General features: G+C 41.0%; 8 protein-coding genes. 1 reads left to right on the top strand and 7 read right to left on the bottom strand.

Translation table 11 applies throughout. The features are described from left to right. Window positions 1–146 precede the first annotated feature (146 nt). The 7 genes from FHG64_RS06010 to FHG64_RS05980 all read right to left on the bottom strand — a co-directional run bounded on the left by FHG64_RS06010 (window position 147) and on the right by FHG64_RS05980 (window position 13,039). Window positions 147–1,691 (bottom strand): glycoside hydrolase family 32 protein, encoded by a 1,545-nt coding sequence (locus FHG64_RS06010; RefSeq protein ID WP_168191323.1) that lies wholly within the window; start codon window positions 1,689–1,691, stop codon window positions 147–149. Between the two features lie 75 nt (window positions 1,692–1,766). Continuing rightward, the gene (locus FHG64_RS06005; protein ID WP_139065576.1) at window positions 1,767–3,194 is read right to left on the bottom strand and encodes a DUF4960 domain-containing protein; all 1,428 of its coding nucleotides are present in this window, start codon (window positions 3,192–3,194) and stop codon (window positions 1,767–1,769) included. A gap of 44 nt (window positions 3,195–3,238) precedes the next feature. Next, entirely contained in the window at window positions 3,239–5,272 is a 2,034-nt protein-coding gene (locus FHG64_RS06000) for a glycoside hydrolase family 32 protein (protein WP_139065575.1), read from the bottom strand. A 19-nt stretch (window positions 5,273–5,291) separates the two neighbouring features. Continuing rightward, entirely contained in the window at window positions 5,292–6,980 is a 1,689-nt protein-coding gene (locus FHG64_RS05995) for a RagB/SusD family nutrient uptake outer membrane protein (RefSeq protein WP_139065574.1), read from the bottom strand. Window positions 6,981–7,004: 24 nt separating this feature from the next. Then, complete coding sequence (locus FHG64_RS05990) at window positions 7,005–10,073, bottom strand: SusC/RagA family TonB-linked outer membrane protein (protein ID WP_139065573.1); 3,069 nt, start codon at window positions 10,071–10,073, stop codon at window positions 7,005–7,007. Window positions 10,074–10,088: 15 nt separating this feature from the next. Continuing rightward, window positions 10,089–11,675 (bottom strand): glycoside hydrolase family 32 protein, encoded by a 1,587-nt coding sequence (locus FHG64_RS05985; RefSeq protein ID WP_139065572.1) that lies wholly within the window; start codon window positions 11,673–11,675, stop codon window positions 10,089–10,091. A gap of 17 nt (window positions 11,676–11,692) precedes the next feature. Beyond that, a complete protein-coding gene (locus tag FHG64_RS05980) occupies window positions 11,693–13,039 on the bottom strand; it encodes a sugar porter family MFS transporter (RefSeq protein ID WP_139065571.1) in 1,347 nt (448 codons plus the stop codon). Between the two features lie 429 nt (window positions 13,040–13,468). Here FHG64_RS05980 and FHG64_RS05975 point away from each other — a divergent pair, with 429 nt between their 5' ends. Next, the gene (locus FHG64_RS05975) at window positions 13,469–16,117 is read left to right on the top strand and encodes a hybrid sensor histidine kinase/response regulator transcription factor (RefSeq protein ID WP_139065570.1); all 2,649 of its coding nucleotides are present in this window, start codon (window positions 13,469–13,471) and stop codon (window positions 16,115–16,117) included. The last annotated feature ends 75 nt before the right edge of the window (window positions 16,118–16,192 follow it).

The raw sequence follows: 16,192 nt of genomic DNA, 5'->3' as shown, positions 1-16,192 counted from the left end.
CTCGTTTACCTCTTTTCATTGTTATTTTAACTTGCCTTACATTCAACTAATGTAGTGGGGCAATCCAAAAATCTACAAGCAAACCTTTTATTCTGTTCCGTATATAATCTTACCGGGTATCTCTATGTAAGTATAAAAGTAACGGCTTAAGGCTTTACAACATTAAGGTTTTCAAAAGTTGCAGATGTCCCCTTAGCTATTATTCCCCATTCTTTTCCAATGGCATCATAAACCCGGTTGCTAAAAGCTGCTTTCCCATTAATGTAAAGAACAACGATGGAACCTTCGATCACCAGTTCCATTTGAAAATCATCCTCCACTACAATAGACCTTTGATTTACTAATTCCGCAGTTCCTCCTGAAATTCGGTATGCCGCAACCCGTTCCTGTGAAGGTTCAATGAGAATTTGATAGCTTTGTTCGGAAGCTGAGGCTGCGTTAAGCACAAAACCTGCTGCACCTGTTAAGTTATCAATGCTGAGATTTGTATTAATCATTCTAGTTCCATTTAGGATAGTGAAGGTTTGCAGTGCTGTTTCTGGGTTTCCATTTAAAATAAAATTATTTTCACTTCCTGTAACAGATCCTTGACTATTTTGAATTTCCAAAGGAATAGCATCTGTAAAGACATTTACAACCCGATTCGGAATATTAATTCCCAGGGTGCCATCTGATTCCTGCGTAAGCTGGTGTATTACCATATTTCCTGCCCATTCCTTGTTTCCATTATTAGTCTCTGGAGACCTCCTTGCTGTCCAGCCGAAAAGATAGCGGTTGTCACCATCGCTGGCTGTTTTTGCTGCATATAGAAATTCGCCATCCATCACATCTATTTCTGGTTTAATCCAGGGCCCTCTGGAAGAGGTGGAAATCCGGTAGTGAGTAGCTTTCTCATTCCAATTCTCTGAAAATAACATATACCAGTAATTACCCATCCTGAACATGTCAACACATTCCAACATAAGGTAATTCTCTTCCTCTGTAGTGGTATATAAAGGCTCCTGAAGTTCCCATTGATGTGTTGTGGGGTCTTGAGTGGTATACAGTAATGCGACTGCCTTGCGAGCAGAGGTTTGAGTGCTTATGATCATCCAGTACTCACTTTCCTCGGAATTATAAAAAACGTGTGGGTCACGGAAATCGAAATCGTAATATCCCATGGGAGCAGTTATTTTAAAATCTTTTTGCTTGGTCCAGTTTTCCAGGTCTGTACTGGTTGCCAACAGCACACTCTCTCGCGGATTATTTTGAACAAAGCCTGAATTGCCATTGTGTCCTGTGTAATAGAAATAATAAGTATCTCCCACTTTTACTGGAGAGCCTGTGCCAATTGCAAAATCTGCTTCGTTCGTAGTACCGTAAGGGATCATTTCACCTTGATATGAAAAATCTACCAAATTCTGGCTCTCAAACTTATGAATAGGATGAAATCCTTCTCCTCCCGGTTTAATTTGTGCATCATGCAGGAAGAATATATGAAACACTCCATTGTCATAGTATGGCATGATATCTCCTACCCATCCTGTAGTGTTGTAAGGATTCGATTCCCCCATCCACCCCGATGGCGGTTTTGGATAAAAGTCGGTCTCAGTTTCCTTGTTAGTCGGAGGTACTTCGGGCTCAATTCTATCTTCACTGCAGCCACTCATAATGATTACCATAATAAGTACTGTTGATTTAAAATTCATCATAATTGCTTTTTTTAGTTCCCTGCACTGCCGAATCATTACCGGCTTATTCGTTGGAATTCTTTACTACTCTTCTCCCTATTCTTCTTCTCCTAGTTCTTCTTCTCCTCCTCCAAGGTAATAAATAGCGTTTTCTGTCAACCTTTTGATATTCGGGAGAAATGCATTTGCCTGGCTCTCATTTCCATCGGCATCAGTTTCATTATACCAGTCGTATGCTCCAAAACCTATAACAATGACATTTCCCTGGGCTTCCGTACCATTGAATTCTGCAATAGCCACACGACCATCTAGATTATCATCCCAGGATTCACTAGCTAAATTAATTCCCCCCGTCTGGTTTCTCCAGCCTTCGCCATTACCATAATTTCCCCACTCAGGAAGGAACCACCAGGCAGTATGATTTTGTCGGAAAGTACCTTTTTCAAGGAAATTGGCTTTGCCGTTCTCGAAAGTTTCAAGCCCTACAAAAAGAGGATGCTCTTCATGGCCCCTAAAAGATATACCCCAATTGTTATTCTCATCCACAAAACCGCCTGTCCCAAAATCACCAAAGACATTGTTTGGCTGGTGACCTGCGGGAACAATACCTAGCTCATCTACAAGGAGGGCCGCAAAAGTAGTTAACAAGAGACCGCCACCTTCATTACGAAAATTTTTGAGGGAGTTCAACACCTCAGGATTATATGCAATTTCCGGAAGGTCCTGAGCCTCATCAAAATGCCACCAGATAACAGCAAAATTGCTGAGATTGGTACCGGTGGCTACATCTTCAAAAGAAATATATTCCACTTCTCCAAAAGTACTAAATAACCAGTCTGCGGCGGCCTTTTCATCAGGGTCGGAAATAGAACTTCTATTAGAAGCAACTCCGAGATATCCTATCTTCACTCCTGTGGCAGGGGTAGTTACATTTACAGTATATTCAAGGGTATGATCATTCGCATTTATTGTAAAAATAACCGGTTCCGAAAAATCTATGCTGGTGCCGGAAGATGGGCTAATAGTCAATCCATCGGAAATTTCTATCTCCGGTTGTAAGTTAGAAAGATTGGTGCCTTCTGGCATTAATAAATTTATTGTACGGTTAGTGTGATTAATGGCCCCGGCTACCCCATTGATGGAAAAGTTAAGGATTGGTTTTAAAACTTCCACTTTCACTACATAATTTTTATAGAGGTTTCCGTTCACCACGGTATATGTCACTTCCTGAGTAAAATCCCTTGGAACATCGACAGAAGGAGTCAAAGTAGCTGATCCTGGAAGTTCCACTGTAGGCACTATACCTGTTATATTAGTATTATAAGGCATAATGAATGTTATTTCTCCTGAAGCTTGATCTATTTGGCCTTCCTCACCGTGAAGACTAAAAGATTCAATATTTACAGGAACATCTAAAATAAAACCAGAGTCATCTATTGAATCGTCACATGAAAACATCATTATTGAAATTCCTATCAGGATTGCAGGCAATTTAAAAACTACCTTAAGATCTAAAATTCTCATATTTCTTTAATTAAAATGGTTATTATCATTTTTACTTATTTCTATTATTCTTTTTTATTCCAAATGGATTCAAGTTCCCACATCCTAAGTTCGAGCAGCTCAGTTTTCCCTCCGTTGGAGAAAACCTCTATCCCTTTCTGCTGTTCACCGGGGAATGTAAGTGCACTAAAAACTTTTTCTCCCTCATTTGTGAAGATTTCTATTGAAGCCTGGTCAACTAAAATGTGTAGTTTTATTTCCTTATTGTTAGAAATCACAGGAGCGCACATCTTTGTGGCAAATTTCTTAAGGAATTCCTCATCGGAAAGATAATCGGTCGTCCGAGTTCTGTCAAGACAAAAATTAGAGGTTCTGGGATCGTAGGAAATTACAAGTTTTCGGCTCTCACCCACCAAAAGGTTAAAACCAAAATCAAATAAAGATTTTGTGCTAAAAACGGCCTCAATCTCATAGGTGTTTCGTGATGGGGAAATGATTTCTTCAATTCCCTCCACGGATTTCTTCTTTACATTTAAGATCTCCTTCCTAAGCTTTTTTAGCTCCGGTACCGGCTGTTGTACAACCCTAATTCCCTGAGGTAATTTCTTAAGAGAAATTTCCCGGGGCACAGATTCAAAACCTTTCCCCCAGGAGGTGGGCACGTCGCGGGAATAATCCCAGTTACCCATCCATCCCAGGACCACCGTCCGGTCACTAACATTATCAATATCCCTCCAGGTGCGGGCCGCATAAAAATCTGTACCATAATCTAACCACAACGCATGCTCCAGGTTCTGGTTTTGAAGAACATCAGAGAACATAATATGGTCAATAGCAATATATTGTGTGTCTTCCTGGGCAGTATTATCCTCAATGCTTATCTGTGCTTTTTCGCCTTTTAGATTGGTCACATCCCAACCATTCCACTTGAAAACATCTGTGTTATCTCCAGAGGTGCTTCGAACCTTTTTTCCATTCACCACTAGATTAATACTTGTTTTGGAAGGATTCTTTCCTCCGGAGATTAAAAAATTAATTGCGCTTTTATTTATAATAAACTCAGGAGAAAGCAGTGATCCCGTTCTTTCAACTGATTGAGGATTATCAGCAACGACTCCTCCGGCCATTAAGGGATCAATAGAGGTGGAAATTTTTTGATCTGAATTTTTCATTGAGGTGATGTATAAGTTTCCCAGGGCACCTGTTGAATCTGAAACCGGGCTAAGTTTAAAGGCATTGCCAGAATTTTCCCAGGATTCAAACGATTCACCTTCAAAATTGGCGAACACTTCACCGTTAAGACCCTTACCTAATCTTAGGTAATCCTCTGTTTCTTTATCTGCAACAAATTCCTTTCCGTTAAAGCTTCCTAAAAAATACTGCACCCTATTTGGTCCTCTTCCTATTAGCATTACCCACTTTGAATTATTGACGTCCCCATCCACTGGAAGTTGGAACAGGTCAGGGCATTCCCAAAAAGAATTTTGAGCTCCCAGATAACCAAATTCACTCAGATAATCCCAGTCCTTCATATTCTGCGATTCGTAAATTTGTATTTTTTGAACATCGGGCAGGGAAACTACCATCACCCATTTTTTTTCAGGTTCATACCAAAAAACCTGAGGATCCCGAAAGAAGATCTTATTAATATCCAGTACCGGATTTCCTTCGTAGTATTTAAAATTGATAGCATCATTGCTCACAGAAATGGCTTGGGTTTCCGGAAGGGAATCCCCCGGCATGTGGCGGGTGTATACAGCAATGAAACTATCTTCCCCAAAACCAGCCGTGTTTTGCTTGTCAACTACAACGGAACCTGAAAAGTAGGAGAAGGTACCATCTCCTCCTTGCATAGGGTAGGGGAGTTCCTCCCAGTGCACAAGATCATCAGATACAGCATGACCCCACCAGAAAAGATGGTACTTCCCATCATTAAAGACTAAACCATCTGGGTCACCAATCCATCCTTTTTTTGGGCTGAAGTGAAATTGCGGCCTATATTTTTCATCGTATTGTGCCTTAACCTCCTGTTTGGAGAGAAGTAATAATACTGCCAAAGGTAAAAGCTTCAGGCGTAATTTTTGATCCCAGTGATTCATTTTTAATATTTTAATTTTCTTAATAACCAGGATTCTGGATGTATCTGTCCTCACTCCAGAAGATTTGGTTTTGAGGTATAGGGAGATATTCGTGTTTTCCTGAAACGAACATACCACCACTTAAGTATTCTCTTCTGGTTGCCTCAATATCTAGGTAATTATTCAGCACTTCCTCGGCATTGCCCCATCTTACCAGATCAAAGAAGCGGCTACCTTCCAGCGCCAGCTCGAGACGGCGTTCGAATCGTACAGCTTGCCTGGCCGTTTCCTGATCCCAGGTTATATTGACTCCGGGAATATAAGGTTCAACGTCGTAATTGGCTAATAATGTTCCATTTGCATCCACTAATCTTTCTGTGCTATTGGCAGCACGTAATCGTAATTGATTGATAATATCCAATGCTTCATCCAATCGTCCTAACTCTACCAACGCCTCAGCTTTGAATAACAAAACATCGGCATATCTTAAAATTATTCTCGGCTTTGTATTACCATAAAAAGGATCAACATTTATATACTCATCTTCTTTCACGTTCTCTTTTAATGAATTATAGAATCCGTAGATCTGAGGTGAGCGGCTCCAGCCTTCCGTGAACATCACATCGCTTTCGTACTTCCAGGGCACATTTGGTCGGGCAATAGTATGATCGAGTCTTGGATCTACAGTATTTAGATTGAAATCCAGGTTGCTTTCGTTGAAATTTTCTAAAAAAGGCACCCCCTGGGAGGTTTTAAAAGCGTTCATTAGATTTTGGGAAGGTTTTTGAAAATCACAGCAACCAATTCCTTGTGGAGTGGTTAACATAGTGCCGTAGTTCACACGCCCTCGTCCTACCCCATCATTAGTGGAAAATTGAACAGCAAAGATTGACTCAGGGCCATTTTCAAAACCTCCTGTAAGAAAATTGTTTGCAAAATCTTCTTCAAGGAAGTGGTTGGAACCAATCACCTGGTTAGCAGCGTCAATTACTTGTTGCAGTCTTTCAAAGTTAATATTTTCCACCTGGTGTTGTTCATTTTTCTCATAAGCCTGGTATAATCTTGTTTTTGCCAGGTATGCATATGCTGCTACTTGATCTGCCCTACCAATTTGAGGTTGGATTTGGGGTAGGTATTGCGCAGCAAACTCAAAATCGTCTGCAATTTTTTCCCAAAGCTCATCACTTGAAAGTTCAACATTGGAAACAAATTTATATTCCTCTGCGGGTAGATGCTCATCCATATAAGGAATTCTGTTGAAGAGAATTTTAAGCTGAAAGTAAAAATGACCCCTCAGGAAGCGGAGTTCAGCAGTCCTTACTTCCAGGAGAGGGTATTCTTCTTCTGTCAACATACTCAAAATCCTAAGGCCTTCATTGGCTCGTCGCACACCGATGTACTGGTGGAACCACATTCCATCTATTTCCCACATGTCCGGTCTTATATTTGTATAGGTTTCCATGAAATGAAAACCCTGACCGTCACCAGGATCCCGACCTCCTTTATAGGCATCATCTGCCCTAACGTTCCCGTATGGCCAAAGACTGAAAGGGCGGTTTATTTCATCATTTCCCAACTGGGAATATGCAGCAATGACAAAGCCTTCAGCACCCTCTGGTGTGGCAATTTGGCCTTCATTTAATACACCTCTTGGGGCAACATCCAATTCTGCTTCACAGGAGGAGAGCATAACTAAACTTGCTATGGCTATTAGTATTAACCTTTTCATATATATACTTTTAATTGTTTTTTACTAAAATCTAATATTCAATCCGGCGGTTACAACCGTTGGATTAGGATAGCCGAAACCTGGATTTTCAGGATCTATTCCAGTGAAGGATTTGCTTTTTAGCAAAAGCGCAAGGTTGTCACCTCCAACATACACTCTGAAGTAATCCATTCCTACTTTAGATGCTGCTTCATTCGTTAAAGTATAACCCATTTGGGCGTTTCTTAATCTCAAATAAGAGCCATTCTCCACAAAATAGCTGGAGAAACGTGCTTCCCAATTCTCGTCTACCAGTGAAATCATTGGAATATCAGAATTCGTATTGGTTGGAGACCAGGCATCTAACAGTCTAGCCCCTTTATTGGAACCGGTCTCTGAAGCACTCCAAAAATCAGTAGCAAATTTGAAGTCGTTAATTACATCCACTCCGGCAACTCCTTGCAGGAAAAGAGACAGGTCAAATTGTTTGTAATTGAATTCAGCTGACAGTCCATAGGTGAAATCTGGATGAGGTGTGCCAATCCAGGTGCGATCATAATCATCTATCACTCCGTCTCCATTCAAATCTGCATACCTAATTCTCCCCAGCCCTTTTCCTGGCTGTTCAGCATGTGCTGCCACTTCTTCCTGGCTCTGGAACAATCCGTCTGCTACATACCCGAAAAAGGAGTTAATTGGCCGGCCTAGAATATTCTGCCCTCTCCCGTCGCCGCCGTAGGCATTGACCACCTCATTTGGTAGTACTGTAACTTCATTTCTATACAAGCTTAAGTTAGCATCAAGTTTCATCCTGAAATCTTCATTAATATTAGTGCGGTTCCCAATGCTCAATTCAAAACCCTTGTTTTGCATAGACGCACCATTCACCCATTGGTTTCCTCCTTCTCCCAATGTTCCTATATATGGAGGCAAAAGAAGAATGTCTGAAGTCTCCCTGATATAGTATTCTGCGCTCCCATATAGCCTGTGGTTAAATAGGTCGAAATCGAGACCAAAATTTGTCATTTTACTCTGCTCCCAACGCAGGTTAGGATTGGCATTTTGAACCAGTTTATAGCCGGAAGGCAAAACTCCGCTACCATTTCCATTTATATCATAGGAGGTACTGTTATAATCTGTTAAGTATAGATTATGGATAGCATTGTTGTCAATTTCTTGATTTCCGGTGATTCCCCACCCAAAACGCAGTTTTAGTTCGTCGAAAATATGGGTGTTGTTTTGGATAAAGTTTTCCTCGCTTAAGCGCCAACCAACAGAGAATGCAGGGAATGTACCAAATCGATTGTTTTCACCGAAACGGGAGGAGCCGTCATATCGCAGTGTTCCTGAAATAAGATACTTATCAAGGAAAGAATAATTGAGTCTTCCAAAATAAGAAAGCAATACGTGTTCTGCACCACTGCCGCCATTGTCCTTTTGACCCGTTCCTGCATCCAGGTAAGTAAAGGCATCATCTTCAATTTCGAAATCTTCTCTGGAGGCCCAGAAATTGTTATTCTTTTCACGGAAAAATTCAGTTCCCACAATTGCGTTCAGAGAGTGATTTTTGACGTTTATACTATAATTCAGGGTGTTTGTCCAGGTAGTTTTGAGATTATGGGTTTGACCAGATTCCACCCTGTTCACAGGATTATTGAGGTAACCTGACTGATATCTCTTTCTCAGGTTTCTATAGGTGTAATTTCCATAATCAATACCGAAGTTAGTTCGAAAATTTAGATTCTCCAGAATAGTGGCTTCGGCATAGAAACTACCGAACAAACGAAAGAAATCATACCCGTTTTGTTTGTTATCCTCAAGGAGTCTTACGGGGTTCTGCCTATCGTTCATACCTCCCACAGGTCCTCCCCAGCCTTGTCCATCTACCGTTCTAACCGGAATAATAGGTAGCGCCTGCATTGCCGCATTCATAGGGGCGGCAGCTACTTCAGAGGTTTTGGTCAAACTAAGATTTTCACCTACAACAATTTTTCCATCAAAGAATTTGTAATCTGTATTTAAACGGGCAGAAAATCTGTCGAATTTTGACGTTTTAATAACTCCTTCATTATTAAAATATCCAAGTGATAAATAGTAATTCCCATTTTCTGTACCATTAGAAAGAGCAACATCATAGTTTTGAATTACTCCTATTCGGGAAATTTCGTCGAACCAATCTGTATTGGAGGCTCTCATAGTGCGCTCTGCATCCAGATATTCTGGAACCAATACCTGGTTTAGAATAGGCTCCCCGGTTTCTGGATTAATGCCCCAGTCAAACCTGTACTGGACGCTATTATCGTTTGGATCTGTGCCGTTATTAATATTAGCCTGCCATAGAGCTCTTCCATAGCCTTCAGTGTCCAGCATTTCCGTTCTGCTAGTGTAACTGGATAATGAAGTATAGACATTTGCATCCAACCTTACTTTCCCAAGTTGACCTTTTTTAGTGGTCACAATGATAACACCATTGGCTGCTCTGGACCCATAAATACTGGCAGCTGAAGCATCTTTAAGTACCTGAATGGACTCAATATCCTGCGAGTTTAATTCGTGCATTCCAGCTTTTGTTGGCACTCCGTCTATAATATACAGTGGATCGTTGTTGTTCAAAGTACCAATTCCCCGTATACGAACGGTAGCTGGAGAACTTGGAGAACCATTACCGGTAATATTCATTCCTGCAACGCGTCCCTGAAGCGCTTTTATTGGATTGGCCACGGCTTGTTTTTTCATCTCGTCAACATCAACCACCGAAACTGCACCAGTAATATCTTTTTTTCTTTCGGTTTGATAACCAGTTACTACCACCTCTGATAATTGCTCAGCATCAGGTGTTAAAGCAATACTAATCTCATTCCGTCCATTTACCGGCACTTCCTGAGTTGTAAAACCTACATAACTAAAAACCAGTATGTCATCTGAATTTATATTCTGAATAGTAAATTTTCCATCAAAATCTGTCACCACTCCTTTAGTAGTATTTTTGACCAGGATGGAAACCCCCGGTAATGGTATTTGATCATCTGCCGAGATTACTGTTCCGGAAACATTAACTTCCTGGGCCCATACAGATATGGACAGGAGGAATAATATTAAAAATTTGTAATTCATAGGTAGGAAGTTTTATTAATTAAAGTTTAATTGATGAGCTTCAAAATTTTCTATTTTGAATGTCTCATGGGATTTAGCGCTGAGCGTTTGGAATGGTTTATTTGGAAAGAAAATCTCTGTCATCACAGTGTTTCCATCATCAAAGAAGATCTCGATGGACATATTGTCTATGATCGCTGTAAATCTTAGATCCTGTTCCTGTGATAGTCTGGGGGCTAAAGATCGTTTGGAAGCAAAATCCTCATTAAAATCTGTAATTCCAGATTGGCTTCTGTCTATATAATAAGCGGCTTCTCCGGCATCATAACCAAATTCCAGGACGTTACCGGCATCATTTTTTAGCTGAAAAATATAGTCCTGCTCCTTAAAGTTGGAGATATTAACTTCCACCACAGAAGGTGATAAACTTATCTCCCCGTTTTTAATTATTTCAGTTTCAGCTTCAATTTGAATATTTTGCTTTGTAATACCATCGGTTTTATAGTTTTCCAGTTCTTTCACCGGGCTGGAGGTGATCCTGTAAGTAGCTGCTGTTTTTTTGAGATCCAGGGTGCGTGCAATTGTCATAGCACTTCTCCAGGTTTCAGTTGGAACCTCATTCGCATATTGCCAGTTGGACATCCAACCCATAAATATATGCCTGCCATCCTCCTGCGGAATGTTAGACCAGGTCACCCCTGCATAGTTGTCCTTTCCAAAATCTACCCAGTAATCATGCTCTTCGCCAATATCTTCAACACTTTCATCCAGGGTAAAAGTGGTTCCGTCAAAATCACCTACAAAATACTGTGTGGCAGAACCTCCGTTTGGCCCTCCGGGATTAATGCTTACTAAAAGCACCCAACGTTCTTCTCCTGTGTCACCAACCTGCATTTTAAAAAGATCGGGGCATTCCCATACCCCTCCATGGTTGCCAGAATTTTTTCCAAAATCACTTAGGTGTTCCCAGTCCAATAGGTTGGAAGAAGAATAAAATTTAATATGGTCCTGCACTGCAAGTGACATGATCCATTTATTCCCTTCTTCATACCACACCACTTTAGGGTCCCGGAAATCCCTTATTCCAGGATTTCCTAGTACAGGGTTATTCTCATATTTGGTCCAGGTCTTCCCTGCATCTGTACTATAGGCGATCCCCTGAGTTTGAAAGTCATTTGCACCCTCCTGTTCTCTTTCAGCATCGTGGTAGGTGAAGATCGCAATGACAGGAGGAGTATTACCGTCACCCAGGCCAGATGTGTTCTGGTGGTCCACTACAGCACTTCCGGAGAAAATAGTTCCATGTTCGTCCGGTTCCAGGGCAATAGGCTGCTCTTCCCATACAATAAGGTCCTTGCTGGTGGCGTGTCCCCAATGCATAGGCCCCCAGACGTTGTCATCTGGATTATGCTGAAAGAAGAGATGGTAAGTGCCATCCAGGTAAAACATTCCATTGGGGTCGTTCATCCAGCCAGACTTGGGAGTGAAATGGAACTGAGGCCTGAAGTCCTCATTGCTTTGAGCAGGAGTCTCTGTGTTCAGGGCTGTGCTTTTTTCATCATCCTTACAGGAGAAGCTTAAAAAGCTAAGCAATACGGTTAGACAAATTAAAACTGGTCGCATATTCTTATTGTTTTTAATTAATTATTCTTAAATGATAATGTGGTCTTACCGGGAGATAACTCCTCGCTTAGTTCTTCCAGGGATTTTCCTTTTGTCTCCGGCATCATAAAGATTACGAAGATAAGCTGCAAGACCATCATAAAGGCAAAGAAGGCAAATACGAGGGCAGGGCCAACAGTCGAGAAAAGGAAGGGAATCAATGACGGAATGATTGCCGCCAGCAGCCAGTGCGTGGAAGATCCAAATGCCTGTCCCGAAGCTCGTAAATGATTAGGAAAAATTTCTGAAATAAATACCCATATTACTGCACCCTGTCCAATGGCGTGGGCAGCAATGAAGAGGAAAAGGAAGATAGGCACTGTTAATCCTCCCCAGTTCAGGAAAAATGAAGCTGCTACCAGGGATAATGAGATTATATAGCCAATAGACCCTATAAACATTAATTGTTTTCTTCCAAGTTTATCAATAAGGACTACTCCCAGAATGGTAAAGAGCAGGTTAACAACTCCTATTCCTATACTGCTTAACAAGGCGGTACTTTCTCCCAGGCCTGCCGCTTCGAAGATCCTGGGTGCATAATATAAGAATGCATTTATACCGGAAAGCTGATTGAAAAATGCCACCAAAAATGCAAGTATTAGCGGGAAGCGGTATTTTTTTAGAAAAATGTTCTCGCCAGAGATCTTGGTTTCAGACTGCTTTTGGATCTCCAGCATTTTTCCTTCAATATCTGCTTCCGGGTGTATGGTCCTTAGCACCTTTTCTGCCTCGGCATATTTTGCTTTTGAAATGAGCCATCTTGGACTTCTTGGTACAAAGAAGATGAAGGCAGTATAGATCACTGCAGGAATAGCTTCCACTCCAAGCATCCACCGCCATGGTTCTGCACCGGTGTTGCGCAAAAGGTAGTTAGAAAGAAATGCGATGAGGATACCAAGTACAATATTGAATTGGTATAAAGAAACCAACCGTCCCCTGTGTTTTTGCGGCGCTATCTCTGAAACATACGTGGGCGCTGCGATAGTAGAGGCTCCAACTCCCAGTCCACCTATGAATCTAAAGGCCGCAAAAGTGATTGGATCATTTGCCATCGCAGATCCCAGTGCCGAAAATATATATAAGAGACCTATAAAGATAAGGGTGTTCTTTCTTCCAAAGCGGTTTGTAGGCCAACCTCCAAAAATGGCCCCTATGACAGTTCCCCATAGGGCCATAGCCATGACAACCGAACCGTGAAAAGCATCTGAGGTGCCCCAGTTTGCCTGTAAGGCTTTATCTGCCCCTGAAATTACCACGGTGTCAAACCCGAAGAGGAATCCTGCAAGCGCAGCAGTAATGGACCAGGCTACAATTTTTGAGTGCATACTATATAGTTTATCGAATTCATTTTTAATGTATTTTTTATTCTCCCAGAGTTTCCACTTGAATCATAAGTTTTTTGCCTCCTCCTGCCAAGTAACATAAGCGAGGTGGGTGTCAAGGCGGGAAAAACTTAAAAGAATAGGTTTAAACATCATTTAAAAGGATTAAATTATAAGGGTTATAAAAGTGATCTTCCCGTTTTTAAATCTCGCAAAGGTTTTCGTAGCTTCAGAAAAAAACCTTAAGATTGCGGGGGAGAGAGAAAACTTTTTTTAACATTTGTTTATTGAACTTCAAAGCGTCAGCAATTTAATATTAGGCCTCGGGACCGGGGGTTGTTGTTTTGATATTTTTAGGGGGATAAATTGTTAACCCTTTAATAGCAAGGCTTCTGAAAGGTGTATTTTTGAGATATTACTTAATATTTTTTTATGAATAAGTGGAAGCTGTTGGGGCTTATCCTACTATTAATTACCGGTTGTACTTCCTCGAAAAAGGAAACGATCAATATTGGCTTTTCTCAATGTCTGTCTGACGATGAGTGGAGAATTGTAATGAACTCTGAAATTTTTACTGAAGCAGACCTTATAAATGACAGGGATGTAAATATAATTTACCGCACTGCTCATGGCGATAATGAAGTTCAAATCCAGCAAATAAAAGAGTTGATGGAACAACCCATTGATCTTTTGATCGTTTCCCCTAATGAAGCTGCTCCTCTTACAGATATTGTTTCCCGGGTATATAAAATGGGGATCCCCGTGATCGTGGTGGACCGTAATATTAATTCCAGTGATTTTACATCTTTTATTGGGGGGAATAATCTTGATGTAGGCATTACAGCAGGAACTATTGCGCTAAACATGCTTTCCGAAAAAAATAAGGATTCGGCCCGTATTCTTCAAATTACGGGCCTTCCGGGTTCTTCCCCGGCAGAACAGCGGTTTAACGGATTTCTTCAATCGGTAAGAAATAATTCCTCGCATGGAGTCGATGTTCTTAATGCCGACTGGCACGAGGAAACCGCTTATTATAAACTCGACAGCCTGTATAGGGAACGTACAGAAGGATATGACCTTATATTTGCGCACAATGATGAAATGGCACACGCTGCTTATAGGGTGACCCGTAACTTCGATATGGATGCTATGATCATTGGGGTAGACGGTTTGATCACAGAAAGAGGGGGAGTGCCAATGATCCTCGACAATAAGATCGATGCTACCATCTCATATCCCACAGGAGGGGATATTGCGGTAAGGACCGCGCTCAATATCCTGGATGGCAGGGAGGTCGACAAATATAATTATCTCAATACTTTCCCGGTTGATTCCAGGAATGCCGAGACCTTGTATTATGAAGGGATAAGACTTCAAAATCAAAAGGAGAAACTGCGGGAGCTCATTGGAAGGTATGACCATCTATACCTTAACGTAGAAAGGAAAAATGTACTCATTTTTGTTTTCTCGGTTTTTACGATTTTGCTCCTGCTAAGCACGGCGGTGATCTTTTATTTTCTTTCTCAAAAAAATAAGGCCAACAGGCTGCTTCTCAATAAACAGGAAGTGATTGATAACCAGAACAGGTATATTAAGAAACAGCGGGATCATCTTCTTAGCGCAGTGAAAAAAATGGAGGAACTTACAGAGGTTAAGACCAGTTTTTTCACAAATATTTCCCACGAATTTAAAACGCTGCTCACCATTTTAAAACTTGATATCGAGAAACTGGATGCCAGTAATAATACCGTGCACCACCTGCGAAACAATGTTACAAAGCTTACCCGTACCCTGAATCAACTGTTGCATTTTCAAAAAGTGGAAAGCCCGGAGTACCCGGTTAATTTTGAATATGGCGATATTTCTATAATTATACATGAAATTACTGAAAACCTGCGGCCAAGTGCAGAGAAGAAAGGCCTGGGCTTTAATGTAGATGCTCAAAGATTATTTTGCGATTTTGACAGGGACATTATAGAAAAAGCCGTTAGGAACATTCTGCATAATGCTATAAAATATACCCGGGAAGGTGAAATTTCCCTTCGCCTTTTTAGTGAAGAAAATCTGGTAATAATAGAGATAGAGGATACCGGCATTGGCATACCCGAGGATGAAAAACAAAGGATCTTTGAAAGGTTTGAACATTCTTCCATATCAGATTTTAGTGAGGATTCCTCAGGGATAGGACTTGATTTTAGTATGAACCTCATTTTAATGCATGAGGGTAATATCGAGGTAGAAAGCCAGCCGGGTAAGGGCTCTGTATTTACGGTAAAAATCCCTGTGAGGCAAAAGAACTCAGTAGTAAAAAGTAAAGAGACTGTTGTAGCATTAAGCAAAGAGAAAAGGCCAAGGATCCTTATCGTGGAAGACTCGGAACAGATACGGCAAAGGCTTTGCGAAATTTTGAAACAGGAGTATGAGGTCATTGAAGCCGGCGATGGGATTGAAGGCTATGAACAGGCAAAGTATTATTCCCCAGACCTCATTATTAGTGACCTGCTAATGCCTAAAATGGATGGGCTCGAGTTTTCTCAAAAGATCTTCCAGAACCCCGGTACTATGGGGATACCATTTATACTTCTTACGGCAGTAAATACAGAGGAGTCCATTATCAAAGGTTATAAGATTGGCGTAGATGACTATATCACAAAACCATTTAATCCCGAAACTTTAAGAGCAAGGGTGAGAAATCTTTTTGAAAAACGTCTTAAAGTTAAGGACCCGGTGGCAGGCACCAATTCCCCTGGTGATAAGGATGCACTATTTCTGAATAGGATCAAAGAGATTACCTATGAGAACATCACCAGCGAGAATTTCAAGATCGAACAGGTTGCTGAAGAATTGGGTATGTCACGATCTAAATTCTACAAAAAACTTAAAGAGATCACAGGCCTTTCTCCTGTCAAATACTTAAGGCAGGCTAAGCTGGAATATGGGGCGAGGCTTATTTTGAAAACAGACAATACAATCTCTGAGATCGCATATCAATCTGGTTTTTCTGATGTAAAATACTTCACCAAAAGTTTCGTAAAAGAATTTGGCCAATATCCCACAGAGTACAGGAAAAATTTCCAGTAGAAGATGCAGATTCCGTATAAAGAGAGATATCCCGGATTATGGACTATCTTACCCCATTTTTTTACGTCTTAACTT

The organism is Antarcticibacterium flavum, assembly GCF_006159205.1.
In the GTDB taxonomy this organism is placed as follows: Bacteria; Bacteroidota; Bacteroidia; order Flavobacteriales; family Flavobacteriaceae; genus Gillisia; species Gillisia flava.
This window is presented reverse-complemented; position numbering and strand designations above follow the sequence as displayed.